24 protein-coding genes are annotated in these 26188 nt (G+C 63.0%); 11 read left to right on the top strand and 13 right to left on the bottom strand.

Features of this window, described 5'->3' with window-relative positions; translation table 11 throughout:
- Nucleotides 1-13: 13 nt before the first annotated feature.
- The 4 genes from rpsF (at nucleotide 14) to rplI (ending at nucleotide 2489) form a co-directional block, all read left to right on the top strand.
- Nucleotides 14-460, top strand: coding sequence for a 30S ribosomal protein S6 (gene rpsF / locus ACN9MO_RS04225; RefSeq protein WP_057252714.1), 447 nt, complete (start codon nucleotides 14-16; stop codon nucleotides 458-460).
- 26 nt (nucleotides 461-486) lie between these two features.
- A complete protein-coding gene (rpsR, locus tag ACN9MO_RS04220; protein ID WP_025426448.1) occupies nucleotides 487-735 on the top strand; it encodes a 30S ribosomal protein S18 in 249 nt (82 codons plus the stop codon).
- 191 nt (nucleotides 736-926) lie between these two features.
- Nucleotides 927-1880 carry a hypothetical protein gene (locus ACN9MO_RS04215; protein WP_058329423.1) on the top strand — a complete coding sequence of 318 codons (954 nt, stop codon included), beginning with the start codon at nucleotides 927-929 and terminating at the stop codon, nucleotides 1878-1880.
- 33 nt (nucleotides 1881-1913) lie between these two features.
- Nucleotides 1914-2489 carry a 50S ribosomal protein L9 gene (gene rplI / locus ACN9MO_RS04210; RefSeq protein ID WP_057252717.1) on the top strand — a complete coding sequence of 192 codons (576 nt, stop codon included), beginning with the start codon at nucleotides 1914-1916 and terminating at the stop codon, nucleotides 2487-2489.
- Between the two features lie 102 nt (nucleotides 2490-2591).
- On the opposite strand, the gene ACN9MO_RS04205 is transcribed toward rplI, so the two are convergent.
- From ACN9MO_RS04205 to ACN9MO_RS04195, 3 genes are read right to left on the bottom strand one after another with little or no spacing between them, the layout of a single operon-like run.
- Nucleotides 2592-3689: an HlyD family secretion protein gene (locus tag ACN9MO_RS04205; protein WP_112995475.1), complete on the bottom strand. Its 1098-nt coding sequence runs from the start codon at nucleotides 3687-3689 to the stop codon at nucleotides 2592-2594.
- 18 nt (nucleotides 3690-3707) lie between these two features.
- A complete protein-coding gene (locus ACN9MO_RS04200) occupies nucleotides 3708-5417 on the bottom strand; it encodes an MFS transporter (protein WP_112995438.1) in 1710 nt (569 codons plus the stop codon).
- A 5-nt stretch (nucleotides 5418-5422) separates the two neighbouring features.
- Entirely contained in the window at nucleotides 5423-5866 is a 444-nt protein-coding gene (locus ACN9MO_RS04195) for a MarR family transcriptional regulator (RefSeq protein ID WP_113132281.1), read from the bottom strand.
- 336 nt (nucleotides 5867-6202) lie between these two features.
- Between ACN9MO_RS04195 and ACN9MO_RS04190 the strand changes: the two genes are divergently transcribed.
- Nucleotides 6203-7705: a replicative DNA helicase gene (locus ACN9MO_RS04190; protein ID WP_112995436.1), complete on the top strand. Its 1503-nt coding sequence runs from the start codon at nucleotides 6203-6205 to the stop codon at nucleotides 7703-7705.
- A gap of 110 nt (nucleotides 7706-7815) precedes the next feature.
- Here the strand turns inward: ACN9MO_RS04190 and ACN9MO_RS04185 are convergent, their stop codons facing one another.
- The 3 genes from ACN9MO_RS04185 to ACN9MO_RS04175 form a co-directional block, all read right to left on the bottom strand.
- A complete protein-coding gene (locus tag ACN9MO_RS04185) occupies nucleotides 7816-8127 on the bottom strand; it encodes an AzlD domain-containing protein (protein WP_112995435.1) in 312 nt (103 codons plus the stop codon).
- On the bottom strand, nucleotides 8124-8777 hold the full coding sequence (locus ACN9MO_RS04180; protein WP_057252904.1) for an AzlC family ABC transporter permease: 654 nt from the start codon (nucleotides 8775-8777) through the stop codon (nucleotides 8124-8126). The genes ACN9MO_RS04185 and ACN9MO_RS04180 overlap by 4 nt, the downstream gene beginning before the upstream one ends.
- 121 nt (nucleotides 8778-8898) lie before the next feature.
- Nucleotides 8899-9756 (bottom strand): AraC family transcriptional regulator, encoded by an 858-nt coding sequence (locus tag ACN9MO_RS04175; protein ID WP_112995434.1) that lies wholly within the window; start codon nucleotides 9754-9756, stop codon nucleotides 8899-8901.
- Between the two features lie 154 nt (nucleotides 9757-9910).
- Here ACN9MO_RS04175 and alr point away from each other — a divergent pair, with 154 nt between their 5' ends.
- The 5 genes from alr (at nucleotide 9911) to ACN9MO_RS04150 (ending at nucleotide 15855) form a co-directional block, all read left to right on the top strand.
- Complete coding sequence (alr, locus tag ACN9MO_RS04170; RefSeq protein WP_112995433.1) at nucleotides 9911-11050, top strand: alanine racemase; 1140 nt, start codon at nucleotides 9911-9913, stop codon at nucleotides 11048-11050.
- A gap of 157 nt (nucleotides 11051-11207) precedes the next feature.
- Nucleotides 11208-12611, top strand: a complete 1404-nt coding sequence (gene radA / locus ACN9MO_RS04165; RefSeq protein WP_112995432.1) for a DNA repair protein RadA — start codon at nucleotides 11208-11210, stop codon at nucleotides 12609-12611.
- Nucleotides 12612-12842: 231 nt separating this feature from the next.
- Nucleotides 12843-13466: a CvpA family protein gene (locus tag ACN9MO_RS04160; RefSeq protein WP_057252728.1), complete on the top strand. Its 624-nt coding sequence runs from the start codon at nucleotides 12843-12845 to the stop codon at nucleotides 13464-13466.
- Nucleotides 13467-13611: 145 nt separating this feature from the next.
- Complete coding sequence (gene purF, locus ACN9MO_RS04155) at nucleotides 13612-15102, top strand: amidophosphoribosyltransferase (RefSeq protein WP_112995431.1); 1491 nt, start codon at nucleotides 13612-13614, stop codon at nucleotides 15100-15102.
- A gap of 12 nt (nucleotides 15103-15114) precedes the next feature.
- Nucleotides 15115-15855, top strand: a complete 741-nt coding sequence (locus ACN9MO_RS04150; RefSeq protein ID WP_112995430.1) for an SDR family NAD(P)-dependent oxidoreductase — start codon at nucleotides 15115-15117, stop codon at nucleotides 15853-15855.
- Between the two features lie 74 nt (nucleotides 15856-15929).
- Here ACN9MO_RS04150 and pssA read toward each other — a convergent pair whose 3' ends face one another.
- From pssA to ACN9MO_RS04130, 4 genes are all read right to left on the bottom strand, one after another.
- On the bottom strand, nucleotides 15930-16805 hold the full coding sequence (pssA, locus tag ACN9MO_RS04145; RefSeq protein ID WP_112995429.1) for a CDP-diacylglycerol--serine O-phosphatidyltransferase: 876 nt from the start codon (nucleotides 16803-16805) through the stop codon (nucleotides 15930-15932).
- Nucleotides 16806-16814: 9 nt separating this feature from the next.
- Entirely contained in the window at nucleotides 16815-17513 is a 699-nt protein-coding gene (locus ACN9MO_RS04140; protein WP_113132279.1) for a phosphatidylserine decarboxylase, read from the bottom strand.
- Between the two features lie 115 nt (nucleotides 17514-17628).
- Nucleotides 17629-19515, bottom strand: coding sequence for an ABCB family ABC transporter ATP-binding protein/permease (locus tag ACN9MO_RS04135; RefSeq protein ID WP_112995427.1), 1887 nt, complete (start codon nucleotides 19513-19515; stop codon nucleotides 17629-17631).
- 196 nt (nucleotides 19516-19711) lie between these two features.
- Nucleotides 19712-21487, bottom strand: a complete 1776-nt coding sequence (locus ACN9MO_RS04130) for an Ig-like domain-containing protein (RefSeq protein WP_112995426.1) — start codon at nucleotides 21485-21487, stop codon at nucleotides 19712-19714.
- 244 nt (nucleotides 21488-21731) lie between these two features.
- Here ACN9MO_RS04130 and ACN9MO_RS04125 point away from each other — a divergent pair, with 244 nt between their 5' ends.
- A complete protein-coding gene (locus tag ACN9MO_RS04125; RefSeq protein ID WP_057252740.1) occupies nucleotides 21732-22352 on the top strand; it encodes a TIGR00730 family Rossman fold protein in 621 nt (206 codons plus the stop codon).
- Between the two features lie 73 nt (nucleotides 22353-22425).
- Here ACN9MO_RS04125 and rarD read toward each other — a convergent pair whose 3' ends face one another.
- The 3 genes from rarD to pip all read right to left on the bottom strand — a co-directional run bounded on the left by rarD (nucleotide 22426) and on the right by pip (nucleotide 26187).
- Nucleotides 22426-23361: an EamA family transporter RarD gene (gene rarD, locus ACN9MO_RS04120; protein ID WP_112995425.1), complete on the bottom strand. Its 936-nt coding sequence runs from the start codon at nucleotides 23359-23361 to the stop codon at nucleotides 22426-22428.
- Nucleotides 23362-23573: 212 nt separating this feature from the next.
- Entirely contained in the window at nucleotides 23574-25190 is a 1617-nt protein-coding gene (gene cimA, locus ACN9MO_RS04115) for a citramalate synthase (protein ID WP_057252743.1), read from the bottom strand.
- A 34-nt stretch (nucleotides 25191-25224) separates the two neighbouring features.
- The gene (gene pip, locus ACN9MO_RS04110) at nucleotides 25225-26187 is read right to left on the bottom strand and encodes a prolyl aminopeptidase (protein WP_093232159.1); all 963 of its coding nucleotides are present in this window, start codon (nucleotides 26185-26187) and stop codon (nucleotides 25225-25227) included.
- Between the last annotated feature and the right edge of the window lies 1 nt (nucleotide 26188).

Genomic DNA, 26188 nt, shown 5'->3' with positions numbered 1-26188 from the left:
AAGGCAAGCCACAATGGCTCTTTATGAACACGTATTCCTGGCCCGCCAGGACATCACGCCGCAGCAGGTCGACGGTCTCGTCGAGCAGTACAAGGGCGTGCTCGAAGCAAACGGCGGCAAGGTCGGTCGCGTCGAGAACTGGGGCCTGAAGTCCCTCACCTACCGCATCAAGAAGAACCGCAAGGCTCACTACGTTCTCATGGACATCGACGCTCCGGCAGCGGCTGTTCACGAAATCGAGCGTCAGATGCGCATCAACGAAGACGTCCTGCGCTACATGACGATCGCCGTTGAGAAGCACGAGGAAGGCCCGTCTGCCATGATGCAGAAGCGCGACCGCGACGATCGTCCGCGCCGCGATGGCGACCGTCCGGAGCGCAGCTTCGGCGACCGTGGTCCGCGTCCGGACCGTGGCGACCGCGAAGACCGCCCGCGTCGTCCGCGCGAAGACCGCGCGTAATCAAGAAGCTTTAGGAGATAAAGACAATGGCTGAAGTTTCTTCCGCTCCGGTTCGTCGCCCGTTCCACCGTCGCCGCAAGACCTGCCCCTTCTCGGGCGCAAACGCTCCGCGGATCGACTACAAGGACATCCGTCTGCTGCAGCGCTACATTTCCGAGCGCGGCAAGATCGTTCCTTCCCGCATCACGGCCGTTTCCCAGAAGAAGCAGCGCGAACTCGCCCAGGCGATCAAGCGTGCACGCTTCCTCGGCCTGCTGCCCTACGTCGTTTCCTAAGAACGGCTGACTCTCCGTTGGTCATCTGACTCGACGGAAATTGCCTCCAGGGAGAGGCGCTCCCCTTAGGTGAGCGCCTCTTTCTCTCCCTTCCGCGGTGGGCGCGGATCGGAACGGGTGCGACAGCACCAAAATCCCATGCTGGGGCCGGGCTTTGCCATCCCCTAACTGCACGAAGCAGGACAGCGAACGTGACGAACGTGAACAGGACATCGCTGCTGACCGGCGTTCTCGCCGGCTTTACCGCCGCCCTCTTGTCGATGGGCGCGAACACGCAGTCGTCTCTTGCGATCGTCCTCTATGCCGCCTCCGCACTCCCGATCCTGATTGCCGGCCTTGGCTGGGGCAATGCAGCGGCGATCACCGCGATCGTCAGCGCAGGCGCCACCGCTGCCGCGCTCATCTCGCCCTATTTCGCGCTGCTGATCCTCGTCGTCACGCTGATCCCGGCCGGTTGGCTCAGCCACCTCGCCAATCTTGCCCGTCCGGCCTCGGAACTCGGCGGTCCGGATGAAGCGCTCGCCTGGTATCCGCTCTCCGATATTCTCAGCCACCTCGCCGGCCTCGTGACCGTCGGCATGATCATCGTCGGCCTCATCGTCGGCTATGGCGCCGACATCTCCGACCGCATGGTCGATATCGTCATCCAGGCGGTGAAGGCGCAGGACCCGGGCTATAATCCGGACGTCACTGCCGTTGCCCAGATCAAGTCGCTCTTCACACTCGCTTTGCCGCTCGTCCAGGGTGCGATCTGGGTGCTGATGCTCTTTACCGCCTATTATGTCGCGACCCGCATCGTGCAGATGTCGGGCCGGTCGCTGCGCCCGCGCGAGGATATCCCCTCGACGCTGCGCATGCACCGCAACGCGATCTTCATCTTCCTCGGCGGCCTGGTCCTCACCTTCCTCGGCGGCGCGCCCGCAACGATCGGTGCGTTGATCTGCGGAACCTTCGGCGCAGGCTTTCTGCTCGCCGGCTTCGCCTCCTTCCATTTCCGCACGCGCGGCAAGTCCTGGCGGCTTCCCGTGCTGTGGATCGCATACCTGTCGGTGCTCGTGTTCACGATCCCGGCATTCTTCTTCCTCCTGTCCGGCCTGATCGATACGCGACGCACCATCGCGGTCACGCCGGTTGGAAAAAACTGACCAACGAATTGGAACACTGAAAGGAAAACCAACATGCAAGTCATTCTTCTCGAACGTATCGCCAAGCTCGGCCAGATGGGCGAAACCGTAAAGGTCCGCGACGGCTTTGCTCGCAACTACCTGCTGCCGCTCGGCAAGGCGCTGCGCGCCAACGCCGCCAACAAGGCCCGTTTCGAAGCTGAGCGTTCGACGCTCGAAGCCCGCAACCTCGAGCGCAAGTCGGAAGCCCAGTCGGTTGCCGAAAAGCTCGACGGCAAGACCTTCGTCATCGTCCGCTCCGCTGGCGAAACCGGCCAGCTCTACGGTTCGGTTGCTGCTCGCGACATCATCGAAGTGCTCGCTGCCGAAGGCTTCAACGTCGGCCGCAACCAGGTCGACCTCAACCACCCGATCAAGTCGATCGGCCTGCACAAGGTCACGCTGCACCTGCACTCGGAAGTCGAGATCTCGGTTGAAGTCAACGTTGCCCGTTCGGCTGAAGAAGCCGAGCGCCAGTCCAAGGGCGAAAGCCTGACCTCGGCCGACGCCATCTACGGCGTTGACGAAGACGCCCTGAAGCCGGAAGACTTCTTCAACCCGGAAGCCGAATTCGAAGGCGAAGAAGAATAAGCCTTAGCGGCCATCCCATATACGAAAGCCCGGATCATCGATCCGGGCTTTTTTATTGGCCCCAGGGGGTAGAACTAAAATCGCAAGACGCGAGGCGGCAGATTACCCATGCGCAGCGACGGGCACGGCGTCGCTGGTCACCTGATCCGCCGCAGTCCGCGCCGGCGCGTCCTTGTCGACGCGCACGACGACCGAGAGACCGGGCGAGAGCATCTCAGCCAGCGGCTGACCGGGATCGACCACGATCCGCACGCCGACGCGCTGAGCCACCTTGGTGAAGTTGCCGGTGGCGTTGTCCGCGCGGATCACGCTGAATTCCGAACCGGCTGCCGGCGAGAAGCGCTCGATGTGTCCCGTAAGTTCGCTCTTCTGCAGGGCGTCGACCGCAATGGCGACGGGCTGGCCAGCCTTCATGCCGTCGAGTTGCGTCTCCTTGAAATTGGCGACGACCCACACTTCGTTCGGCACCAGCGCGAGCAGTTGCGATCCCGCCGTCACATATTGACCGATCCGAGCGCCGATCTCGCCCAGCCTGCCGTCACGCGGCGCAACGATGCGGGTGTTTTCGAGATCGATACGCGCCAGTTCGACGGCCGCCTCGGCACCGGTCACGGCAGCTTCCAATCCGGCGCGCGCGCCAAGCGTGGTCGCCAATGCCTGCTTCGACACTTCCAGCCCGGCCTCGGCCTGGCTCACAGCCGCGTCCGCCTGTTCGAAGCCGGCACGCGCCTGATCGGCATCGCTGCGCGTCGACACGCCCTTTTCGGCAAGCGGGCGAATGCGATCCCAGGTGGCGCGGGCCCGATTGAAGGCCGCCTTGGCGCTATCGAGCTGCGCTTCGCTGGCGGCGATGCCAGCCTTGGCCGACAGTTCCTGCTGATGGGAGTTGGCGAGCGCCGCCTTCTGCCCGGCAAGCGTCGCTTCGGCCTGCGCCAACTTCTGCGCATAGATGCGATCGTCGATCTTCACCAGCAATTGTCCGGCCTTCACCGTCTCGTAGTCGTGCACCGGAACATCGGCGACATAGCCCGAAAGCTGCGGGCTCATGATCGTGACGTAGCCGCGCACATAGGCATTCTCCGTCATCTCCACGGAGCTGTGGAACGGTGGCAGCCGCCAAGCATAGAGCACGAGGGTTACGCCGGCGATGCCGGCGAGAAGCACAATGATGGTGGTCGGGGAACGTAGGAACTTCAGCATGGTCATCAACTCGATTAATCAGGCGGCCGGCGCCGGCGCGGGGTCCGTCAGCCGCTGCGTGAGCCAATTGTAGGACATGTGCAGGAGCAGGCCGGCGAGCGCGAAAAGCGCGATCACGGCGGCAAGCAGGAATGCGTCGTTGTAGGCAAGGATATAGGCTTCGCGGGTGACCTGCTGCGACAGGAGCACGGTGCCCTCGCCGCCCAGCAAGGTCTTGTCGCCCATCACTTTGCTATAGGCGGCGGAGAGCTGGTTGACGCGCTGGGCAACCAGCGGGTTCGACAAGACGATCTGTTCGGCGAGAATGTTGGAATGGAATTTTTCACGGATCGTTACGAAGGTGCCGAAGGCTGCGGAGCCGATCAGGCTGCCGATGCTCTGGGTGAAGAGGAAGATCACGATGAAGCTCAGGATGTAGCTCGGCCCCTTCGCAAGCGCAGCCTTGAAGCCGCGCGCCATGGCCGGCGGCAGGAAGAGCGCAGTTCCCGAGGCAATCATTGCCTGGCTCAGATACATCTGCTCGGGCCGTGTCAGGCTCGTCGCCTGGCTGTCCATGTAGGCGCCGGTCGCCAGCAGGCAGAGCGCCAGGACGTGCACACGCTCTGCATGCTGCGGGTTCATCAGCACGGCACAGAGCAGGCCGCCGGCTATCGCCGCGGCAAGGATGATCCAATAGAGCGTCGCGACCTGTTCGAATTGGAGGCCGAGCTGTTGATAAAAATTCGTCGCGATCGTGGACTGCTCGGAGGCAACCAGGCGGAAGATGAGCAGAACGGCAGCAAAGTGCACGATCTCCTTCGAGGTGATCCAGCGTATGTCGATCAACGGCACCTTGCGATGGAGCTCGATCAGCACCACGGTCGTCAGTGTTGCGATTGAAACGACCAGGAGGACGCCGAGCCAGGATGCCTCGAACCACCAGTAGAGACGCCCCATGGTCAACACGATGGCTAGGCAGCCGAAGGCAAGGGCGACGAACAGATAGCTCAGGATATCCATGCGCTGGATGACCTTGGCATGCGGCACCGGCGTCAGCGGCAGCAGATAGATGATCGGCAGCGCGATCAGTGCCAACGCCATTTCGAGCGTGTAGAGCGCATGCCACTGGCCGTATTCGATCAGGGTCGGCGAGATCAGCCGGGTGATCGGCGCGGAGATCGTCGTGCAGGTGAGCGCCAGTGCCAGACCGACTGTCAGCTTGCGCGCCGGCGGAAAGGCTTCGAGCATGTAGAGGAAGCCGAGCGTCGACATCGGTGCAGCAGCAATGCCGCTGATGAAGCGGACGACGATGGCGGAATGCAGGTCGGAAACGAAGACGTTCATCAGCGATACGATGACGAAGCCGACGATGCTGATTTCGGCAAAGCGGCGCAGCCCGTATTGAGCGCGAATCTTCACCAGCGCGATCGACAGGCTGACATTGGGCGCCATGTAGGCCGCAGACAGCCAGCCGGCCTCGACGGAGGTCGCCGAGAGCGAACCCTGGATCTGCGTCAGATTGGCAAGCGCCAGGTTCATGCCCAGGCCCTGCGTCAGGAACAGGAGAACCGACCCGACGACATAGACCGCCGATAGTGCCAGGCTTTTGTCGACCGGGGCGGGCGCCGGCACCGGGGCCGGGATCGGTGCAGCGGGAGAAACCGCCTCCTCGTCATAGCTAGCCACGCCCGTCTCCAGCGGAGCGGCGTTACGATTGTCGTTTGCAGCAGCAGTGGCGACTGCGCTCATCGCTGTCACTCCCGCGCCAGCGACTGGACGTTATCGGCGATCGCCCGCACCACCCGCTGCGTCACGGCAAGTTCGGCGGCATCGATACCTTGCAGCACTTCCGCCCGGATCTCGTCGGCAAGCCGCAGGATTTCGTCAGCGACGGAACGGCCGAACTCAGTCATATGGATCTGCTTGGCGCGCCGGTCGGAGGCCTCGACCCGCCGCTCGATGAAACCTTGCTTCTCCATGCCATCGAGCAGACGCACCAGTGTCGGCGTTTCAATATCGAGCTCATCGGCCAGCTCGCGCTGGTTCAAACCATCCTTCCGGGTCAAGCAGAAGAGCGCTCGGGCCCGCGACAGCGTGAGGCTCTTCTCCTTCACCCGAGCGTCGAACACGGCCCGCAGCTTGCGATTGACCAGCGACAGGGCATCGAACAATTCGCGGTTCACGGTGGGCTGATACATTGGTATCTTTTCCATATTACTAGCATGCTAATTATTTTGACTCTATCTAATCCAAATGCGGGGGATTTTCAAGATCAGGATTTTGAGGCGGGGGAGGACGGCGCTAGACTTCCCCCATGCCCCGGAAGGCTCGGGCGATTCGTCGCGTCAACGGCCAATTTTGTGGCAAGGCGAGATTCTACGCTTTTGTGAACCTGGCCTGTGGATCAGTCGAACAACGGGAAAAGCGCGAGGCTGCGATGAGACGCTTTGCGAGTGTGTCCCCCCTGCACTTGACCCGGCTCGCGGTAGATCGCAAACCGGTGCCACACCAGACAAAGGCAGAGATAAAACGACATGAATGACGCGGCGCGAAAGCTATCCCCTATCAGCAAGGATCAGGTGGACCAGCACTATCGCGAGGCGCCGAACAACCTTGAAGCCGAGCAGGCTTTGCTCGGCGCGATCCTCGTCAACAACGACGCCTTCTATCGCGTCTCGGACTTCCTGAAGCCCGTGCATCTGCATGAGCCGCTGCACCGCAAGATCTATGAGGTTGCTGGCGACATCATCCGTATGGGCAAGACCGCCAACCCGGTCACCATCAAGACCTTCCTCAAGGCTGACGAAAAGGTCGGCGACCTGACCGTCGCGCAGTATCTCGCGCGCCTCGCGGCCGAAGCGGTTTCGATCATCAACGCCGAAGACTATGGCCGTGCGATCTACGATCTGGCGCTGCGCCGCTCGCTGATCACGATCGGCGAGGACATGGTCAACATCGCCTACGACGCGCCGCTCGATATGCCGCCCCAGGGCCAGATCGAGGATGCCGAACGCCGCCTGTTCGAACTCGCCGAAACCGGCCGCTACGACGGTGGCTTCCAGTCGTTCAACGATGCCGTCGCGCTTGCGATCGACATGGCAGGTGCGGCCTTCGAGCGCGACGGCAGCCTCTCCGGCATTTCCACCGGCATCCTATCCCTCGACGCCCGCATGGGCGGCCTGCAGCGCTCGGACTTGATCGTGCTTGCAGGGCGTCCCGGCATGGGCAAGACCTCGCTTGCCACCAACATCGCCTACAACATCGCTGCCGCCTACGAGCCTGAAGTCCAGGCGGACGGTTCGTTCAAGGCCAGGAACGGCGGCGTCGTCGGCTTCTACTCGCTCGAAATGTCGTCCGAACAGCTCGCCACCCGTATCATCTCCGAACAGACCGAGGTCTCTTCGTCGAAGATCCGCCGCGGTGACATTTCCGAGGCCGACTTCGAAAAGCTCGTCGCCTGCTCGCAGATGATGCAGAAGGTGCCGCTCTACATCGACCAGACCGGTGGTATCTCGATCGCCCAGCTTTCCGCCCGCGCCCGGCGCCTGAAGCGCCAGCGTGGCCTCGATTGCCTGGTGGTGGACTATATCCAGCTCATGACCGGCTCGGGCAAATCGAGCGACAACCGCGTGCAGGAAATCACCCAGATCACGACCGGCCTCAAGGCGCTCGGCAAGGAACTGAACGTTCCGATCATCGCGTTGTCGCAGCTCTCCCGTCAGGTGGAGAGCCGCGAAGACAAGCGCCCGCAGCTCTCCGACCTTCGTGAATCGGGCTCGATCGAGCAGGACGCCGACGTCGTGCTCTTCGTGTTCCGCGAGGAATACTACGTGAAGAACCTGGAGCCGCGCGACGAGTTCGACCCGAAGTACGAAGAGTGGAAGATGAAGATGGAGCAGGTGAAGGGCACGGCTGACGTGATCATCGCCAAGCAGCGTCACGGACCGACCGGCACCGTGAAGCTCGCCTTCCAGTCGGAATTCACGCGCTTCACCGATCTCGCCGATCCCTCCTTCACCCAGTACGAAGAACACTAGAGTTCCGTGGGGGCGGCCGGAGCGGGCTGGGAAAAATGTTTGCGGTTTCCCAGCCCGCTCTACTTCACAACGAGCCGCCCAAGCGTGATGGGCTCAACCGGCACCGCCTTTTACCAGGCGCCGCCTAGAACCTGACGCAACAGCGCCACCGAAACCACGCCGACGGCAACGGATGCCAAGAGCGGCAGCCTGGTTGCAGCAACCGCCGTCAAGGCAGCGGCAATCGTTTCGGCCGGGCCGGCGACCACTGCCGTCGGAGCGATGACCGCCATCAGAACCGCTGGCGGAATGGCCTCGAGGGCGCGCTTCTGGTTTTCTCCGATCGTCACGTAGCGGATCAGTACGAGACCGCCGATGCGGGTCGCGACCGTCGCGACTGCCATGGCCAGGATCGCAAGCAAAGTGTTGAGATCGACGCTCATGCGTGGGCCTCCTTGTGTCCGCCTGAAAGCATAGCCACGACGACGCCGGCTGCAGCACCAGCCGCAATGTACCAGACGCCCGGCAGCAATTGATGCGTGACCACGGCCGCACAAGCGCTCGCGGCCAGAACGGCACCCGTTTCGCGCCCCTTCCAGAACCCCATGACCAGGATGATGAAAACGGCAGGGAATGCGAAGTCGAGGCCGATGACCTTGGGATCGCCCAGCAGGGCGCCAACCATCGCGCCCGTCAGGCTCGTCAGGACCCAGGCGCAGTAGAAGGGCACGGCGAGGCCGGCATACCAGGCGGGCGTGAGTTTGCCATTGCTCGCGCGCATCTCGGCCATGGCCCAGATTTCATCGGCGAGAAGCAGCATCGAGGCATAGCGCGCCGGCCCGGAGAAACCGTCAAGCTTGCTGCCGATCGAGGCGCTCATCAGCACATGGCGGATGTTGACGAGCAGAGCCGAGAAGCCGAGTGCGGCCCAGGACGCCGGATGTGTCCAGATATCCATGGCGACGAATTGCGACCCACCGGCAAAGACCAGTGCGCTCATTAGCGTCACCTCGGCCGGCGTCAGCCCCTTGGCCGCCGCCACGGCACCGAACACCAGGCCGATCGGCATGACGGCTACGATCAGCGGCGTCATCGCGATCGCCGCGGCCCGAAATTCCTGCAACGCATTTCTTACCTGCAACGTCCCTGTCTCCATTCACACGAAACGGAGAACGTCTATAGGCGGAAGCAGATCCCGTATTGAACGAAAGTGATCAGCCGGCGCGGAAGGCGCCGGGTGTCACGCCGGTGCGCGCCTTGAAGTGGCGGCTGAAATGCGCCTGATCGGCGAAGCCGCACTGATAGGCGGCATCCACTGCCGACCAGCCGTGCCTGAGCAAGGTCTTGGCAGCACGCACGCGCTTGTCGGTCAGAAAGGCATGTGGAGTGATATGGAATTCCTTGCGGAAGGCACGGATCAGGTGCGCGCGGCTGAGCCCTGCGACCTTGGCGAGTTCCTCGAGCCCGACGTCTTCAGCATAATTCTCGATCAGATAGTCCCGCGCCCGATGCACGGCGGACTGCTCGCGCGTCTCGATCGGGGTGATGATCGTACTGCCGTGCCTCTCGAACATCGCCGCAAGCACGCCGAACATTCTTTCTTCGGCCTCGAGCGTGCCGCCTGCCAGCTCAAGCGTTCGGTGCGCTTGATGAAAGGACAAGGCGAGGTCCGGATCCTGCAGCACCCGCCTCGAGAAGGACGGCGTTCCCTTGAAAGCGCGACCGGTCACGTCCTCGATGATGTTCACCAGCAGATCGGCGCTCGGATAGACCATGCGATAACGATAGCCGCTGCCGCCGGGGTGGCCGTCGTGGATTTCGTCGGGGTTGATCAGGTAGAAGAACCCAGGGCCCGCCTCCGAACGTTCGCCCTTGATCTTGCTGATCTGCGAGCCGGCCTCGATCGCGCCGATGCTGAACGTCTCATGTGCATGCGGCGCGAATTCATGGGTAATGAAGGTCGCCGTCAGACATTCCATGCCCATAAAGCGAGGATCGCGCCAGAAGCGCGTGCGCTCACCGCCTTCAATCGGCATGACCTCTATGGCTTCTTCCTGCGAAATCGTCTGCATTGGGCAACCATAGTGACCCGAGGCGATCCCGTCTTGCACAAAAGTGCTCATCCTTCCTTCAGGGCCCGCGTGACGGCGATGCGACAGGCGAGCATTTGCGACCATGGGCCGTTGGCTGTATTGCTCTTCGTATCGTCCACGAAGAGTGTCCGGCATGCTCCCCCCAGAATTTCTTTCCGCCTCCAACCGCCTCACGATCGATCTCGGTGCGCTTGCCGACAATTGGCGGACGATGAATGCCCGCTCCGGCAAGGCGCGGGCGGCAGCGGTCCTGAAAGCGGACGCCTATGGCCTCGGCATCGATGATGCAGCCCCTGCCCTCTATGCCGCCGGTGCGCGCGACTTCTTCGTCGCCAATGCCGAGGAAGGTGCGGAACTGCGCCCCCTCGTTCCGGAGGGCCGCATCTACATTCTCGCGGGCATGTGGCCGGGCAACGAAGAGCTCTTCTTCGACAATGACCTGGTGCCGATCATCAATTCCGACGAGCAGCTTGCGGTGTTCATAGCGGCTCTTTCCGAGCGCGGCGACCACCCCTGCGTGCTGCATATCGATACCGGCATGAACCGGCTGGGCCTGTCGGTCGAGGCCGCCGTGGCGCTTGCCAATGACCCGGCGCGACCCGCAAGCTTCTCGCCAGTCCTGATCATGAGCCACCTCGCCTGTGCCGACGAACCGCAGCACCCGTTGAACGCCTACCAGCTCGGGCGCTTCCGCGAAGCGACAGCTGCCTATGAGGGTGTCGATGCAAGCCTTGCCAATTCCGGCGGTGTGTTCCTGGGCGCAGACTATCACTTCGAGCTCACCCGGCCGGGCATTGCCGTCTATGGCGGCGAGGCGGTCAACGATGCCATCAACCCGATGACCCCGGTGGTAACCGCCGAAGCCAGGATCATCCAGATCCGCGAGGTCGCGGCCGGAGGCACGGCGAGCTACGGCGCCTCCGCCCGCTTCGACAGGGACAGCCGCATCGCCACCGTCGCGGTCGGCTACGCCGACGGCTACCATCGTTCGGTCTCCGGCGGCGGCGTGACTCTGCGGCAGGCAACACCATCAGGGGCATTCGGCTTCCTGCACGGCAAGCGCGTGCCGCATGTGGGGCGCGTCACCATGGACCTCAGCCTGTTCGACGTCACCGACCTGCCGGCCGGTGCAGCGCGGCCGGGCGATTACATCGAGCTTTTCGGCCGAAACATCGCCATTGACGACGTGGCGCGCGCCGGCGGAACCATCGGCTATGAGCTGCTGACCAGCCTCGGGCATCGTTACATCAGGAACTATGTCGGCGCCGTCTGACGTGGCTTTCCCGTGAATTCCTTGCGGCCTTCGCTAAAATTCACCTTTTGTTCCGCGTTCCGCGGCATTATGTGACGACAAAGGTGATTCTCCTGTCGTCGGCGGCATCGCCTCGCATGTGTGCCGGCGGCTCCCAGATTTCGAAAGTCCGATCCTGATGGCGAAAGCCCGTACCCAATTCATCTGCCAGAACTGCGGCACCGTCCACACCCGCTGGGCGGGCAAATGCGAAGGCTGCGGTGAATGGAACACGATCATCGAGGACGACCCGACCGCCGGTATCGGCGGCGGTCCGACGCGCGCGCCGAAGAAGGGCCGCCCGGTGGCGCTCACCACGCTTTCCGGCGAGATCGAGGATGCGCCGCGTATCCAGACCGGGATTTCGGAACTCGACCGGGCGACCGGCGGCGGTTTCGTGCGCGGCTCGGCGTTGCTCGTCGGCGGCGACCCGGGGATCGGCAAATCAACCGTGCTGATGCAGGCAGCGGCCGCACTTTCGCGTCGCAACCACCGGGTCATCTATGTCTCGGGTGAGGAGGCCGTGGCGCAGGTGCGTCTGCGCGCCCAGCGCCTGGGTGCTGCCGATAGCGACGTGCTGCTTGCCGCAGAGACCAATGTCGAGGACATCCTGGCAACGCTTTCGGAAGGCAAGCGCCCCGATTTGGTGATCATCGATTCGATCCAGACGCTCTGGAGCGACATCGTCGATTCGGCGCCCGGCACCGTCACCCAGGTCAGGACCGGCGTGCAGGCGATGATCCGCTTTGCCAAACAGACAGGCACCGCCGTCGTGCTCGTCGGCCACGTCACCAAGGAGGGCCAGATCGCCGGCCCACGCGTCGTCGAGCACATGGTCGATGCGGTGCTTTACTTCGAAGGCGACCGCGGCCACCACTACCGCATCCTGCGCACCGTCAAGAACCGCTTCGGCCCGACCGACGAGATCGGCGTCTTCGAAATGTCGGACAAGGGTCTGCGCGAAGTCGCCAACCCTTCGGAGCTGTTCCTCGGCGAGCGCAACGAAAAATCGCCGGGTGCGGCAGTCTTTGCCGGCATGGAAGGCACCCGCCCCATTCTTGTCGAAGTGCAGGCGCTCGTCGCGCCGACCTCGCTCGGTACGCCGCGGCGCGCTATCGTCGGCTGGGATTCCGCCCGCCTGTCGATGATCCTCGCCGTGCTCGAAGCCCATTGCGGCGTACGCCTCGGCCAGCACGACGTCTATCTCAATATCGCCGGCGGCTATCGCATTTCGGAGCCTGCTGCCGATCTAGCTGTGGCTTCCGCACTGGTTTCATCGCTTGCCGGGCTTGCCCTTCCTGCGGATTGCGTCTATTTCGGCGAAGTCAGCTTGTCGGGCGCCATCCGGCCGGTTGCGCATACCGCACAACGCCTTAAGGAAGCCGAGAAACTCGGGTTCTCGCAGGCGGTCCTGCCGTCCGCGTCCACCGAATTGCCGAAAAACGGCAATGGCCGATGGAGCGAAATGGAAAGCCTGCCGGATCTGGTGGCGCGCATCGCGGGATCGCGAAACGCGCTGAGACCGGTGGAGGACGAAGATTGAAGATGCGGGTGTCGCAGACCGGCCACGACTGCATAATTCCTTAGATCGGGATCGATTTAAGGACAAAATTATGCAGCAGGTCTGAGCGCTACAGCGACCTTTGCGCGCCCGAAAGGACGCGCGGCGCTGTAGGGGCCGCGAAGAGGCTGAAAATGCCCTGAACGTCAAGCAGGGCCGATGGCGGATAGGCTTGAGGAGACCCGGACGAACCGGGTCCGGAGTAAGGACAAAATGCCCATTACAATTCTCGACGGTATCGTTCTCGGCGTCGCCCTGTTTTCCGCAATCCTGGCCATGGTTCGAGGCTTCTCGCGTGAGGTGCTCTCGGTCGCGAGCTGGGTCGGTGCGGCCGCGGCCGCCTATTTCCTCTACCCGCAGCTTCTGCCCTACGCCAAGCAGTACACCAACAGCGATACTGTCGCGCTGATCGGATCGGCGGCGGTGATCTTCCTGGTCGCGCTGATCATCATTTCCTTCATCACCATGCGGATTGCCGATTTCATCATCGACAGCCGCATCGGCGCGCTCGACCGCACCCTCGGCTTCCTGTTCGGTGCCGCCCGCGGCATTCTTTTGGTCGTCGTCGCCATGCTGTTCTTCAACTGGCTCGTCGCTCCGCAGCAGCAGCCGACCTGGGTAACCCAGGCGAAGTCGAAGCCGCTGCTCGACAATCTCGGCAACAAGCTGATCGCGCTTTTGCCTGAAGAAGCCGACGCCACCATTCTCGACCGCCTGCGCGGCAAGGACACCACCGGCGAAGGTGAAGGCGAAGCGCCGGCGGCGACCCCCGGCCAGACACCGTCGACGACGCCGGAGCAGGCGCCCGCCGACGACGCACCGGCCACCAACGGCTGAGACAGGAACGATTTGCCGACAAAGCCCGCCCCGCGGGCTTTGTCCTTTTGGGGAATAACGCTTGCAGCCGTTTTCAGCTAAGATCGCTTGAAGATGGCGGGCCTGATCACGATATGCGCACCGGTACGGAGCAAAGGCGACAGTGATGACCGATCTGAGATCCATGGAAATCCACGATGAACTCGAAGGCGATGAACTGCACGAAGAGTGCGGCGTCTTCGGCATATTGGGGCACTCGGACGCGGCGGCGCTGACGGCGCTCGGCCTGCATGCGCTCCAGCATCGCGGCCAGGAAGCCGCCGGCATCGTCACCTTCGACGGCAAGCAGTTCTGCACCGAAAAGCGCATGGGCCTCGTCGGCGACCACTACACCGACCCGGCGACGCTGGCAAAGCTCCCCGGCTTCATGTCGATCGGCCACACCCGCTACTCGACGACGGGCGAAGTGGCGCTGCGCAACGTCCAGCCGCTCTTTGCCGAACTTGAAGTCGGCGGCATCGCGATCGCTCACAACGGCAACTTCACCAACGGCCTCACCCTTCGCCGTCAGTTGATCGCCGATGGCGCCATCTGTCAGTCGACCTCCGACACCGAAGTCGTCCTGCATCTGATCGCCCGTTCCAAGCACGCCTCCTCGTCCGACCGCTTCATCGACGCCATCCGACAGATGGAAGGCGGCTACTCGATGCTGGCGATGACGCGCACCAAGCTGATCGCCGCGCGTGACCCGATCGGCATCCGACCGCTCGTCATGGGCGAACTCGACGGCAAGCCGATCTTCTGCTCCGAGACCTGCGCGCTTGACATCATCGGCGCAACTTACGTCCGCGATGTCGAGAACGGCGAGGTGATCATCTGCGAGATCCAGCCCGACGGATCGATCTCGATCGATTCTCGCAAGCCGGAGGTATCGCAGCCGGAACGCCTCTGCCTGTTCGAATATGTCTATTTCGCCCGCCCGGATTCGGTCGTCGGCGGCCGCAGCATTTACGTGTCGCGCAAGAACATGGGCATCAATCTCGCCAAGGAGGCGCCCGTCGAAGCCGATGTGGTGGTTCCGGTACCGGACGGCGGAACGCCGGCCGCCCTTGGCTATGCCCAGCAGAGCGGCATTCCCTTCGAATACGGCATCATCCGCAACCACTATGTCGGCCGCACCTTCATCGAGCCGACGCAGCAGATCCGCGCCTTCGGCGTCAAACTCAAGCACTCAGCCAACCGCGCGATGATCGAAGGCAAGCGCGTCATTCTGGTCGATGATTCGATCGTGCGTGGCACGACGTCGGTGAAGATCGTGCAGATGATGCGGGAGGCCGGTGCACGCGAAGTGCATGTGCGAGTCGCGAGCCCGATGATCTTCCACCCGGATTTCTACGGCATCGACACGCCGGATCGCGACAAGCTGCTCGCCAACCAGCATGTCGACCTCGCCTCCATGTGCCGCTACATCGGGGCAGACTCGCTCGAATTCCTGTCGATCGACGGCCTCTATGAGGCGGTCGGCGGCGAGAAGCGCGATCCGAAGGCGCCGCAGTTCACCGACCACTATTTCACCGGGGACTATCCGACCCGCCTTCTCGACCAGGAAGGCGCCAGCAATGTCCGCAAACTCTCGGTTCTCGCCAGCAACGGATAATCAGACAATAAAATGACGATCGATCTCAAAGGCCGGGTGGCCGTGGTCACCGGCGCATCGCGCGGTATCGGCTATTTCACCGCTCTCGAACTGGCCAAGGCCGGTGCCCATGTCGTCGCCTGCGCGCGCACCGTCGGCGGGCTTGAAGAACTCGACGACGCGATCAAGGCTGCGGGCGGTTCGGCGACGCTGGTGCCCTTCGATCTCGCCGACATGGCAGCGATCGACAAGCTCGGTGGCGCCATCAACGAGCGCTGGGGCAAGCTCGACATCATGGTCGCCAATGCCGGCGTGCTCGGCACGATCTCGCCGATCGGCCATGTCGAGGCGAAGGTGTTCGAAAAGGTGATGAACATCAACGTCAACGCCACCTGGCGGCTGATCCGCTCGCTGGAGCCGCTGCTGATCAAATCGGACGCCGGCCGTGCGCTGATCCTGTCGTCGAGCGCTGCGCACAAGTGCAAGCCCTTCTGGGGCCCCTACTCCGCATCGAAGGCAGCCGTCGAGGCGCTGGCCCGCACCTGGGCCGGCGAAACGCAGCGCCTGCCGCTGCGCATCCTCTGTGTCGATCCCGGCGCCACCCGCACGGCGATGCGCGCGCAGGCGATGCCCGGCGAGGATCCGGAGACGGTGCCGCATCCCTCCGAAGTTGCCGCCAAGCTTCTGCCGCTCGTCGGCCCTGACCAGACTGAGACCGGCAAGCTCTACATCGTCCGCGAAGACAAGATCGTCGATTACCGGATGCCGGAGTAAGCTTCGACGCGCTTTCCAAACAAAAAGGCCACCGTGTCACCACGGTGGCCTTTTTGTACCTTGCTGAAACTCAGTCAGTCCTTGTCACCCGGCAGGCCGTCCCCACCCGTCGACGGATGGGCCGGCCAATCGCCGCCGTACTTGCGCTGCCAGGAGCGCGCGCCGAAGGGCAGCGTGATCAGGTAGCCGAGGGCCGTCACTGCCATCGTCTCCCAGGTGTAGGTCATCAGCGTCGCGACATAGAAGACGACACCGAGAATGGCCGGCAGGACGAGATCGCGGCGCACGCGGCTGTTTTCCGACTTACCGGACCAGACCGGCAATCGGCTGACCAACAGGAAAGCGATGAGCACGGTGTAGCCCGATGCAATCAGCGCGAAGGTGCGTTCAGGCGCCAAGCCCAGCAGCCCCAGATAGACCGGCAGCAGCACCAGCATCGCGCCCGCCGGCGCCGGCACGCCAACGAAATACTCCGATTGCCACGGCGCCTTGGACTGGCGTTCGGCCATGACGTTGAAGCGCGCAAGCCGCAGGCCACAGGCGATCGCGTAGATCAGCGCCGCGATCCAGCCGATCGAGCGCGCCTGATCCAGGATGAAGACGTAGAGCACGAGCGCCGGCGCAACGCCGAAATTGATGATATCGGCGAGGGAGTCCATCTGGCCGCCAAAATTCGACGTCGCCTTCAAGAGGCGTGCGACGCGGCCGTCGATGCCGTCGAGGAATGCCGCGAGCAAGACCATGGCAACGGCAAGCTCGATGCGGTTTTCGAAGGCGAGCCGAATACCCGAGAGACCGGCACAGATCGCCAGCACCGTGATCAGGTTCGGGATCATCAGCCGCAGCGGTATCTCGCGCAGCCGAGGACCACGACCGGTGTCGTTTGAGCCGCTCGCGTCGCTGGTAGCTTTCGGCGGTTCGGCTGGGTTTTCCTGTTCAGAGCCTTCCATGTACACTCCTTATGCGCGACGGCTGAGGACCGGGCCCTTAGCCGAGCCGAACTCGGCAAGCACGGTTTCGCCGGCAACGGCAGTCTGGCCGACGCTGACGCGCGGCTCGGCTCCTGCGGGCAGGAAGACGTCGAGGCGCGAACCGAAGCGGATCAGACCAAAGCGCTCGCCGGCGTCCAGCGAACCGTTCTCATACTTCCAGCAGAGGATGCGGCGAGCAACGAGGCCGGCGATCTGGACGACTCCGATCGCGCCGTGCTTGGTCTCGATCACCAGGCCGTTGCGCTCGTTCTCGTGGCTGGCCTTGTCAAGCTCGGCATTGACGAACTTGCCGGCGCGGTAGGCGACGCGGGTGATGGTGCCGGCCATCGGCGCACGGTTCACATGGCAGTTGAACACGTTCATGAAAACCGAGATGCGGAGCATCGGTTCCGAGCCGAGGTTCAGTTCTTCCGGCGGCATCACCGTTGCGATCGACGAAACGCGGCCGTCGGCCGGGCTGATCACCAGATCGTCGTCGATCGGCGTCATGCGTTCAGGATCACGGAAGAAATAGGCGCACCAGGCGGTCAGCACGAAGCCGATCCACATCAACGGCTCCCACAGGAAGCCAAGCACCAGCGACACGACAAAGAAGATCGCGACGAAGCGATAGCCTTCCTTGTGCACCGGTACGAGCGTGTTGCGGATCGTATTGACCAGGCTCATAAACTCTACTCCAGATTTTCCGTGGAACGTGAACTAGCGCGAAATGCCCTGGCGGGCAACGTCACCCGCCAGACAGCGACAAAACGCGTCGCGCTCAGCAAAGAAAGAAACACCATCAGATCGCCGGCTCGCCGCGGGTAACGATGCCGAGATCGTCGCTTTCGCGCACGCGCTTCAACTGCTCCTCCGCCTGCGTTGCTTCGCGCTGGCGGCTCCACATCGACGCATAGAGGCCGTCGCGGTCGATCAGCTCGCCATGGGTGCCGCGCTCGGCGATGACACCATCCTTCAGCACGATGATCTCGTCGGCGTTGATTACGGTCGAAAGCCGGTGGGCGATCACGAGCGTCGTGCGGTTGCGCGAGACCACGTCGAGCGCTGACTGGATTTCCTGTTCCGTGCGCGTGTCGAGTGCCGATGTCGCCTCGTCGAGGATCAGGATCGGCGGCGCCTTGAGGATGGTGCGGGCGATGGCGACGCGCTGCTTCTCGCCGCCTGAGAGCTTCAAGCCACGCTCGCCGACCATGGCCTGGAAGCCTTCGGGCAGCGTGTGGATGAAGCCGGCGATCTGTGCCGCCTCAGCGGCCGCTTCGACCTCGGCCTCGCTGGCAGAGACCCGGCCGTAGCGGATGTTATAGGCAATGGTGTCGTTGAAGAGCACGGTATCCTGCGGCACCATGCCGATGACCGAGCGCAGGCTCTTCTGCGTTACGGACCGAACGTCCTGCCCGTCGACGGTGATGGCCCCTTCCTGCACGTCGTAGAAGCGATAGAGCAGCCGGGAGAGCGTCGACTTGCCAGCGCCCGACGGGCCGACGACCGCGACCGTCTTGCCGGCGGGCACTTCGAAGGTAATGCCCTTGAGGATCGGTCGCGCCGGATCATAGGCAAAATGCACGTCCTTGAAGGCGATGGCGCCCTTGCCGATGGCGAGTTCGCTCGCCTCCGGGCGATCCACCACTTCGGCGCGCACGTCGAGCAGATCGAACATGTGCTCGATATCGGTCAGGCCCTGGCGGATTTCGCGGTAGACGAAGCCGATGAAATTGAGCGGAATTGCAAGCTGGATCAGCATTGCGTTGATAAAGACGAAATCACCGAGCGTCTGTTCACCGCGCTGAACGGCGAGCGCCGACATGATCATCATGACAGCCGTGCCGGCGCCGAAGATCAGCGCCTGGCCGAAGTTGAGCCAGCCAAGCGACGTCCAGACCTGGGTCGCCGCTGCCTCATAGCGCTCCATCGACTTGTCGAAGCGACGGGCTTCCATCTCTTCGTTGCCGAAATATTTGACCGTCTCGAAGTTCAGGAGCGAGTCGATCGCCTTGGTGTTGGCGTCGGTGTCGCTGTCGTTCATCGAGCGGCGAATGGCGATGCGCCAGTCGCTCGCCTTGACCGTGAACCAGATGTACAGCCAGACGGTGACGGCCGTCACAAACAGATAGCTGAAACCGTAGCCCCACCAGAAGATCACCGCCGTCAGCAGAAATTCGATCAGGGTCGGCACGCTGTTCAGGATCGTGAATCGGACGATCGTCTCGATGCCCTTGGTGCCGCGCTCGATGACGCGCGAAAGCCCACCGGTGCGCCGCTCCAGATGGAAGCGCAGCGAGAGCTGGTGCATGTGGACAAAGGTCTTGTAGGCAAGTTGGCGAACCGCGTGTTGGCCAACGCTTGCAAACAGCGCATCGCGAAGCTGGTTCAAGCCGGCCTGCAGCAAGCGCGCGAGATTGTAGGCGAGCACCAGCATCACCGCGCCGGTGAGGAACTGAGGCAGGAAACCCAAGGCATCCGGCTTGCCGTTCAGCGCATCGGTTGCCCACTTGAAGGAATAGGGAACGAGGATCAGAACGACCTTGGCGATGATCAGAATGACCGTTGCCCAGATGACCCGGAGCTTGAGATCGGCCCTGTCCGTCGGCCACATATAGGGCCAGAGATTGGCGATCGTCTGCAACGGATTGCTCGTATCGGCCGAAACAGTTTTCTTCTGGGGTGCCACGTTCTGATCCGCTCTTACGTTTCGCGCTGCTTGACGGCTTAGGGAGCCCCACGAGCCTTGCCGCACCGTGCTTTCCCTCTACAGCGCCGTCATCACCGTTCAATGAAAAGCGGCGCCTCGTTGAAGGCGCCGCCCTTGATCGAGACATAGGCATCCATCGCCGCCGCCGCAATGTTGTTGGCGGGCGATCGACTGCCTATCGCTCGTGTTTCATGTGCTTTTTGTGAATCTCGCGCGATTCATCGTCCGGCAGCGCCTTATCCGGCACACCGAAAACCTGTCCCGGACGAATGCGGTCGGGGTCTTCGATCTGGTCCTGGTTGGCCAGGTAGATCGTGGTGTAGCGCAAGCCGGCACCATAGACGCGACGCGAAATCTGCCACAGCGTGTCGCCACGACGGATGATCACGGAGGATTTGCTCTCCTTGAGCGGTTCCTGCTGGACCGTCTGAGGCTCTTCCTGCTGGGGAGCAGCCGCGGCGGTTTCAGTGCTTGGCGCCGGCGTCGTCGTGGCGTCGCTGGCCACCGCGCTGCCTGCACCCATCGCCTTCGCCAGCTCACCCTGCGCCGGGGCATTGCCCTTCGGCTGGGCCTGCGCGTCCGACGCCGGCGTCGCGCTGCCGCGCTCGGCCAGAACCGGACCAACGCTCGCGTCGACCTTGGCAAGCGCCGAAGCAACGCTCGGCGCATCCTGCGGCGCGGCCTTCAAGGCTGCCAGCGCATCGGCTGCCGCCTTCGACGCCCGTGCCGAGGCCGCGGCCAGCGCCTGATCGGAGTTGTCGGCGAGCCGGAAGTCGGCCAGCGACTTCAGAGCGATCTCCGTTGCGGAACGCGCTGCGGCGAGTTGCTCGCCTGTCGGGACCTTGCCATTGGCATAGAGCCCCTTCAACAGAGCCAGCGCCTTGCCTGCCTCGGCGCGTACGCCATCAAGACCGGCTGTCGCCGAGGGCGTGCCCGACGGCGCCACGGCGGCGACCTGCGAGCCTGCGGGGCGGTCGAAGGGAACCGAAGCGCGCATAGCGACCTTGGTGCCATCCTCGTTCAGCATATCGGCGCGGATGATGTGGCTGCCAACGGTCAACTCGATCTCGCCATCGACGACGAAATTGCCCTTGTCGTCGGCCTTCATTTCTCCGAGCAGCTTGTCATCCGCATAGACGCGCACCAGCGCACGCGGCCTGGCGCTGCCCGCGACGAACATCTTGCTTCCCTCGATCTCGACGGCACTCACCTGCAAGCCGGGAACACCGAGCGCCTTTGCCGGAGCCGAGGATGCGTCGCCGGTCGCGAGCGGCGTCTGCGTCGCAGTCGATGCGACCTCCGCCGGCTTGTTGTCGGTCCCTTGCTCGCTTTCGGCCTTGGCAGCTTCCGGCGTCGCGATCAGCCGGCTTGCCTCACCTGGCTTCGACACCATGGCGAGCAGTTGCCCGGACGGGTCCTTGGGAACCGAGACGGTCGCAACTTCCTCGGAACTCTTCACCGTGCCGTCTTCACCGGTGCTGCGCAGCGTCAACTGATAGTCGCCAGCCGGCAGAGGCTTGTCGAAGACGGCCGCAAAGTCACCCGTCGCGCCGACATCGGCAGTACCGACAACGGTGTCGCCGCTCAGAATCTCGAGCTTCGAACCGGGCTCGGCGTGCCCAGCGATCACGGTCGATCCATCGGGCTCCACGCGCAGCACATCGAAACCGGGCACGTCCGGATTTTCGGGGGGTACGTTCGTCTGCGCAGCATTGGCTGTCTGTTCGGCCTCACCGGCCTTGGCGTCCAGCGGCTTCGCGGTTCCTTCGGTCGCCTGCGGGCCACCGGTGGCAGAAGCAGTTTCGTTTGATTGGCTCGCGTTGCCTGCGGCCGGTTCGTCCGCCGGCTTCTTGCCGTCACCACGCAGGTTCGGTTGCACCACGAATACCATCAACGCTGTCGCTGCCACGAGGACAGTAATGGCCACCCAGCCGGCCTTATTTTTGATCATGCCACTCTCCACACGGAGCGGAGCAACGCTCCGCGCATGCCCACTCATCGGCCTGCGGTGCGGGCTTGCGCCATTCATTATAGCGCAACAGCAAGCAACTCGTCCGATTTCTTCAATCAATCCCTGAAATTGCTAGCGATTCGCGATTCGGCATACAAGCAGTCAAGGGCGCCGCAACCGCCGGAAACCCGGCTTTCCCCTCATTTTTCTTGACCCATGCTGCGCTGCAATGTTTTTTGGGGGCATGAGCACTGAGAAAAGCACGATTCGATCCATCTGTGTCTATTGCGGTTCACAGCCGGGACGCGACAACGCCTACATGGAAGCCGGCCGCGCACTTGGCCGCTCGATTGCCGATCACGGTCTTCGCCTGGTCTATGGCGGCGGCACGCGCGGCATCATGGGAGCCGTCGCCAGCGGCGTCCTTTCCAACGGCGGCGAAGTCACCGGGATCATCCCGGAATTCCTGATGGACAAGGAAGCCACCCGCCATTCGCTCGGCCAGCTGAACGAACTGATCGTCACTGCCGACATGCACGAGCGCAAACACACGATGTTCGAACGGGCCGACGCTTTCGTGGCGTTGCCGGGCGGCATCGGCACGCTGGAAGAGATCGTCGAGATCATGACCTGGGCGCAGCTTGGCCGTCACCGCAAGCCGATGGTCTTCGGTAACATCAACAACTTCTGGCGGCCGATGCTGGATCTGCTGCAGCACATGCGCGAGGAGGGTTTCGTACACACGGCGCACCTGGTGCAGCCGCTCGTCGTCAATGATGCGGTCGACATCGTTCCGACCATTCTTGCTGCTGCCAGTGGTGGCAACGGGCGCGAGGGCGAGGCTGAGATCATTTCCAGGCTTTGATCTTTTAATTCCCGGACAACAAAAAGGCGCGCTCACCGGCGCGCCTTTTTCGTTTTTGTCCCATTCGCTTGCGTTACTCGGCCGGACTCGCCTGCAATGCTGCGCGACGCGCACGGCTTTCGGCCAACATCGCGCCCGAATAGATCACCAGCGCCGCCCAGATCAGGCCGAAGGCGATCAGCTTCGCGGTGCCGAAGGGCTCGTGGAAGACGAAAACGGCGATCAGGAAGATCATCGTCGGAGCGATGTACTGCATGATGCCGATGGTCGACAGCCGCAGCAGCTTGGCGCCGTTGGCATAGATCATCAATGGAATGGCGGTGACGACGCCGCAGGACATCAGCCAGAGAACATCGGCCGTGCCGGTATCGCCGAAATGCCCCTGCCCGGTCGCCTCGAGCCAGATGATGTAGCCGATCGCCGGAATGCTGAGCAGCAGGACCTCCAGGAAGAAGCCCTGGTTCGGACCGACCGGCAGCGTCTTGCGGAAGAAAGCATAGAAGCCCCAGGACAGGCAAAGGCCGATCGACACCCACGGCAGGCCGCCGGCATCGAAGGCGAGCACGGCGACGGCCGATGCCGCAAGCGCGATCGCAACCATCTGCGCCGGGTTCGGCTTTTCCTTCAGCAGCACCGCGCCGAGGAAGATCGAAAACAGCGGGTTGATATAGTAGCCGAGCGCCGTCTCGATCGCGCGGCCGGCGCCGATCGCCCAGACATAGATGCCCCAGTTGATGGTGATCAGCACGGCGGTCAGCGCCGCCATGCGCAGCATGCGCGGCGAGCGCAGCGCCACCTTGATGTCATCGGTACGACCGAGCCAAAGCAGAACCAGACCCGCGAGCGGCACCGACCACACGATCCGGTGCGCCACCACTTCCGGCGCCGGAATGTGTGCGACGGCCTTCATGAAGAAGGGCAGAAAGCCCCAAAGCAGATAGGCGGTCAGCGCGAAGGCAAAGCCTCTCGCGGAATCGGTATTTTCGGCGGGTGCTTTTGGCTCAGCCATAACATCTTTTCCTGGTGTGTTTGCCGGAGAGCCATAGTGGCGAAGCGCCGCTCTCCAGTCGTAAGGGAAGGCGCGGCCTACCACCGGCGCAAACTCCCACGGATGCGTCCTACTCCAACGCCCGGGAATGCACCAATTCATTTCCGTGAAGAGATGGTGAGTTTCGCTCATCATCCCACCACAGCGAAGCCTGCCCTACCTTGCCGCCGACGTCATTCGGCGGCAATCAGGCCGACATGGTCGCGGTTCTTCAACAGCTTGAAGATGATGCTGTCCATCAGTGCCTGGAAGGATGCGTCGATGATGTTGTCGGAGACGCCCACCGTCCACCAGCGTGCGCCGGTCCCGTCAGTCGACTCGATCAGCACGCGCGTGATCGCCTCGGTGCCGCCATTGAGGATACGGACCTTATAGTCCGCCAGTTCGAGATCTTCGATTTCCGACTGGTACTTGCCGAGGTCCTTGCGCAGCGCCAGGTCGAGCGCATTGACCGGGCCATGGCCTTCGGCAACCGACATCATCGTCTCGCCGTCGACCACCACCTTCACCACCGCTTCCGATACGGTCTTCAGATGGCCGTTGGCGTCGAAGCGGCGCTCGACCATCACCCGGAAGCTTTCGACGTGGAAGAAATCCGGCACCGTGCCGAGGATGCGGCTTGCCAGCAGCGCGAAGCTCGCATCCGCCCCCTCATAGGCATAGCCGGTCGCTTCCCGTTCCTTGACGATGGCGATCAGCTTGTCGAGTTTCGGGTCGTCCTTGCTGACGACGATGCCGCGGCGCTTCAGCGCGTTGATGAAATTGGCCTTGCCGCCCTGATCGGAGACCATGACCTTGCGCAGGTTGCCGATGCTTTCCGGCGCGACGTGCTCATAGGTGCGCGGGTCCTTGAGCAGCGCCGAAGCATGGATGCCGGCTTTGGTGGCAAAGGCCGATGCGCCAACATAGGGCGCCTGCTGGTCCGGCGAGCGGTTCAACAGCTCGTCGAAAGAATGGGCGAGCTTCGTCAATTCCTGCAGGCGATCGGCATCGATCGCCGTTTCGAAGCGATTGGAATAGGTCTCCTTGAGCGCGAGCGTCGGGATCAGCGTGACGAGATTGGCGTTGCCGCAACGCTCGCCGATGCCGTTCAGCGTTCCCTGGATCTGGCGCACGCCGGCTTCCACCGCCGCCAGCGAGTTGGCGACCGCCTGGCCGGTATCGTTGTGGGCATGAATGCCGAGATTGGCGCCCGGCACGCCGGCAGCGATCACAGCAGTGACGATCTCGCGCACCTCCGGCGGCTGCGTGCCGCCATTGGTGTCGCAGAGCACAACCCAGCGGGCGCCGGCTTCAAAAGCGGTCTTCGCGCAGGCGAGCGCGTAAGCCGGGTTGGCCTTGTAGCCATCGAAGAAATGCTCGCAGTCGACCATCGCCTCACGACCGGAGGCGACCACCGCCTCGACAGAAGCGCGGATGTTGTCGAGGTTTTCCTCGTTCGTGCAGCCGAGGGCGACCTCGACATGATAGTCCCAGCTCTTGGCTACCAGACAGATGGCGTCGCTTTTTGCGGCAAGCAGGGCCGCGAGGCCCGGATCATTCGACGCCGAAACCCCGGCGCGCTTGGTCATGCCGAAGGCGACGAAAGATGCCCTCTGCGTGCGCTTGCGCGTGAAAAACTCGGTATCGGTCGGGTTCGCGCCGGGATAGCCGCCCTCGATGTAGTCCATGCCGAACGCGTCGAGCAGACCCGCAATCGCAATCTTGTCCTCGACCGAAAAGTCGATGCCGGGCGTCTGCTGCCCGTCCCGTAGCGTCGTGTCGAAGAGGTAGATGCGTTCCCTGGTCATGGCTAATCGTCCAAATGCTCGGTTCTTGCTGGTCTTACTCGGTCTTGCCTGCGTATCGGTCCGTCGCCCGGATCAGCCGGTCGAGAATGCCGGGCTCGGAATAGGCGTGCCCTGCCCCTTCGATCAGATGGAGCTCGGACCCCGGCCAGGCCTTGTGCAACTGCCAGGCGTACTTCGCCGGGCACGGCATGTCGTAGCGCCCGTGGATGACGACGCCGGGAATTCCGCGAAGCCGGTGAACTTCCCGCAACAACTGGCCGTCGTCCATCCAGCCGGCATTGACGAAGAAGTGGTTTTCGATGCGCGCGAAGGCATCGGCATATTCGTCGTCGGCGAAAGGTGCGCTCGTCGACAGTTCCGGCAGCAGCGTAATCGTCTCGCCTTCCCAGATGCTCCAGGCCTTGGCGGCGGCAAGACGCGTCGCCTTGTCGTCGCTCATCAGGCGGCGGTGGTAGGCGTGCATCATCTCGTGCCGTTCGTCTTCCGGGATCGGCGCGATGAACCGCTCCCATTTGTCCGGGAACATCTCCGAGACGCCGAACTGATAGTACCAGTCGAGCTCGGCCTTCGTCAGCGTGTAGATGCCGCGCAGCACGAGTTCCGAAACCCGCTCCGGGTGCTTCTCGGCATAGGCGAGCGCCAACGTCGATCCCCAGGAGCCGCCGAAGACCAACCACTTGGCGACCCCAGCCTGTGCGCGCAGCCGCTCGATATCGGCGACGAGATGCCATGTGGTGTTGGCCTCGATCTTCGCGTGCGGAGTCGACTTGCCGCAGCCGCGCTGGTCGAACAAAGTCACATCATAGAGCGCCGGATCGAACAGGCGACGATGGTTGGCAGAAATCGTGCCGCCCGGTCCGCCATGCAGGAAGACGGCAGGCTTGGCGCCTGGCGTGCCGACCTTTTCCCAATAGATCACGTGACCGTCGCCGACATCGAGGTGGCCCGATGCATAGGGTTCGATTTCCGGGTAGAGCGTACGCAGTACAGTCGTCATT

The sequence above is a fragment of the Ensifer sp. R-19 genome, assembly GCF_049905105.1.
Lineage (GTDB): Bacteria > Pseudomonadota > Alphaproteobacteria > Rhizobiales > Rhizobiaceae > Ensifer.
Note: the sequence above shows the minus strand (reverse complement) of the source record. Positions and strands in the feature narration are given on the sequence as shown.

Excerpts from the sequence above, each read along its gene's own strand:
- ACN9MO_RS04190 (WP_112995436.1), top strand. The coding sequence starts at position 6,203 with ATGAATGACGCGGCGCGAAAGCTATCCCCTATCAGCAAGGATCAGGTG.
- radA (WP_112995432.1), top strand. The coding sequence starts at position 11,208 with ATGGCGAAAGCCCGTACCCAATTCATCTGCCAGAACTGCGGCACCGTC.
- ACN9MO_RS04180 (WP_057252904.1), bottom strand. The coding sequence starts at position 8,777 with ATGACGCCGCTGATCGTAGCCGTCATGCCGATCGGCCTGGTGTTCGGT.
- pip (WP_093232159.1), bottom strand. The coding sequence starts at position 26,187 with ATGACGACTGTACTGCGTACGCTCTACCCGGAAATCGAACCCTATGCA.
- alr (WP_112995433.1), top strand. The coding sequence starts at position 9,911 with ATGCTCCCCCCAGAATTTCTTTCCGCCTCCAACCGCCTCACGATCGAT.
- rplI (WP_057252717.1), top strand. The coding sequence starts at position 1,914 with ATGCAAGTCATTCTTCTCGAACGTATCGCCAAGCTCGGCCAGATGGGC.
- ACN9MO_RS04195 (WP_113132281.1), bottom strand. The coding sequence starts at position 5,866 with ATGTATCAGCCCACCGTGAACCGCGAATTGTTCGATGCCCTGTCGCTG.
- purF (WP_112995431.1), top strand. The coding sequence starts at position 13,612 with ATGACCGATCTGAGATCCATGGAAATCCACGATGAACTCGAAGGCGAT.
- ACN9MO_RS04150 (WP_112995430.1), top strand. The coding sequence starts at position 15,115 with ATGACGATCGATCTCAAAGGCCGGGTGGCCGTGGTCACCGGCGCATCG.
- rpsR (WP_025426448.1), top strand. The coding sequence starts at position 487 with ATGGCTGAAGTTTCTTCCGCTCCGGTTCGTCGCCCGTTCCACCGTCGC.
- pssA (WP_112995429.1), bottom strand. The coding sequence starts at position 16,805 with ATGGAAGGCTCTGAACAGGAAAACCCAGCCGAACCGCCGAAAGCTACC.
- ACN9MO_RS04125 (WP_057252740.1), top strand. The coding sequence starts at position 21,732 with ATGAGCACTGAGAAAAGCACGATTCGATCCATCTGTGTCTATTGCGGT.
- ACN9MO_RS04185 (WP_112995435.1), bottom strand. The coding sequence starts at position 8,127 with ATGAGCGTCGATCTCAACACTTTGCTTGCGATCCTGGCCATGGCAGTC.
- ACN9MO_RS04200 (WP_112995438.1), bottom strand. The coding sequence starts at position 5,417 with ATGAGCGCAGTCGCCACTGCTGCTGCAAACGACAATCGTAACGCCGCT.
- ACN9MO_RS04205 (WP_112995475.1), bottom strand. The coding sequence starts at position 3,689 with ATGCTGAAGTTCCTACGTTCCCCGACCACCATCATTGTGCTTCTCGCC.
- rarD (WP_112995425.1), bottom strand. The coding sequence starts at position 23,361 with ATGGCTGAGCCAAAAGCACCCGCCGAAAATACCGATTCCGCGAGAGGC.
- cimA (WP_057252743.1), bottom strand. The coding sequence starts at position 25,190 with ATGACCAGGGAACGCATCTACCTCTTCGACACGACGCTACGGGACGGG.
- ACN9MO_RS04140 (WP_113132279.1), bottom strand. The coding sequence starts at position 17,513 with ATGAGCCTGGTCAATACGATCCGCAACACGCTCGTACCGGTGCACAAG.
- ACN9MO_RS04160 (WP_057252728.1), top strand. The coding sequence starts at position 12,843 with ATGCCCATTACAATTCTCGACGGTATCGTTCTCGGCGTCGCCCTGTTT.
- ACN9MO_RS04175 (WP_112995434.1), bottom strand. The coding sequence starts at position 9,756 with ATGCAGACGATTTCGCAGGAAGAAGCCATAGAGGTCATGCCGATTGAA.
- rpsF (WP_057252714.1), top strand. The coding sequence starts at position 14 with ATGGCTCTTTATGAACACGTATTCCTGGCCCGCCAGGACATCACGCCG.
- ACN9MO_RS04130 (WP_112995426.1), bottom strand. The coding sequence starts at position 21,487 with ATGATCAAAAATAAGGCCGGCTGGGTGGCCATTACTGTCCTCGTGGCA.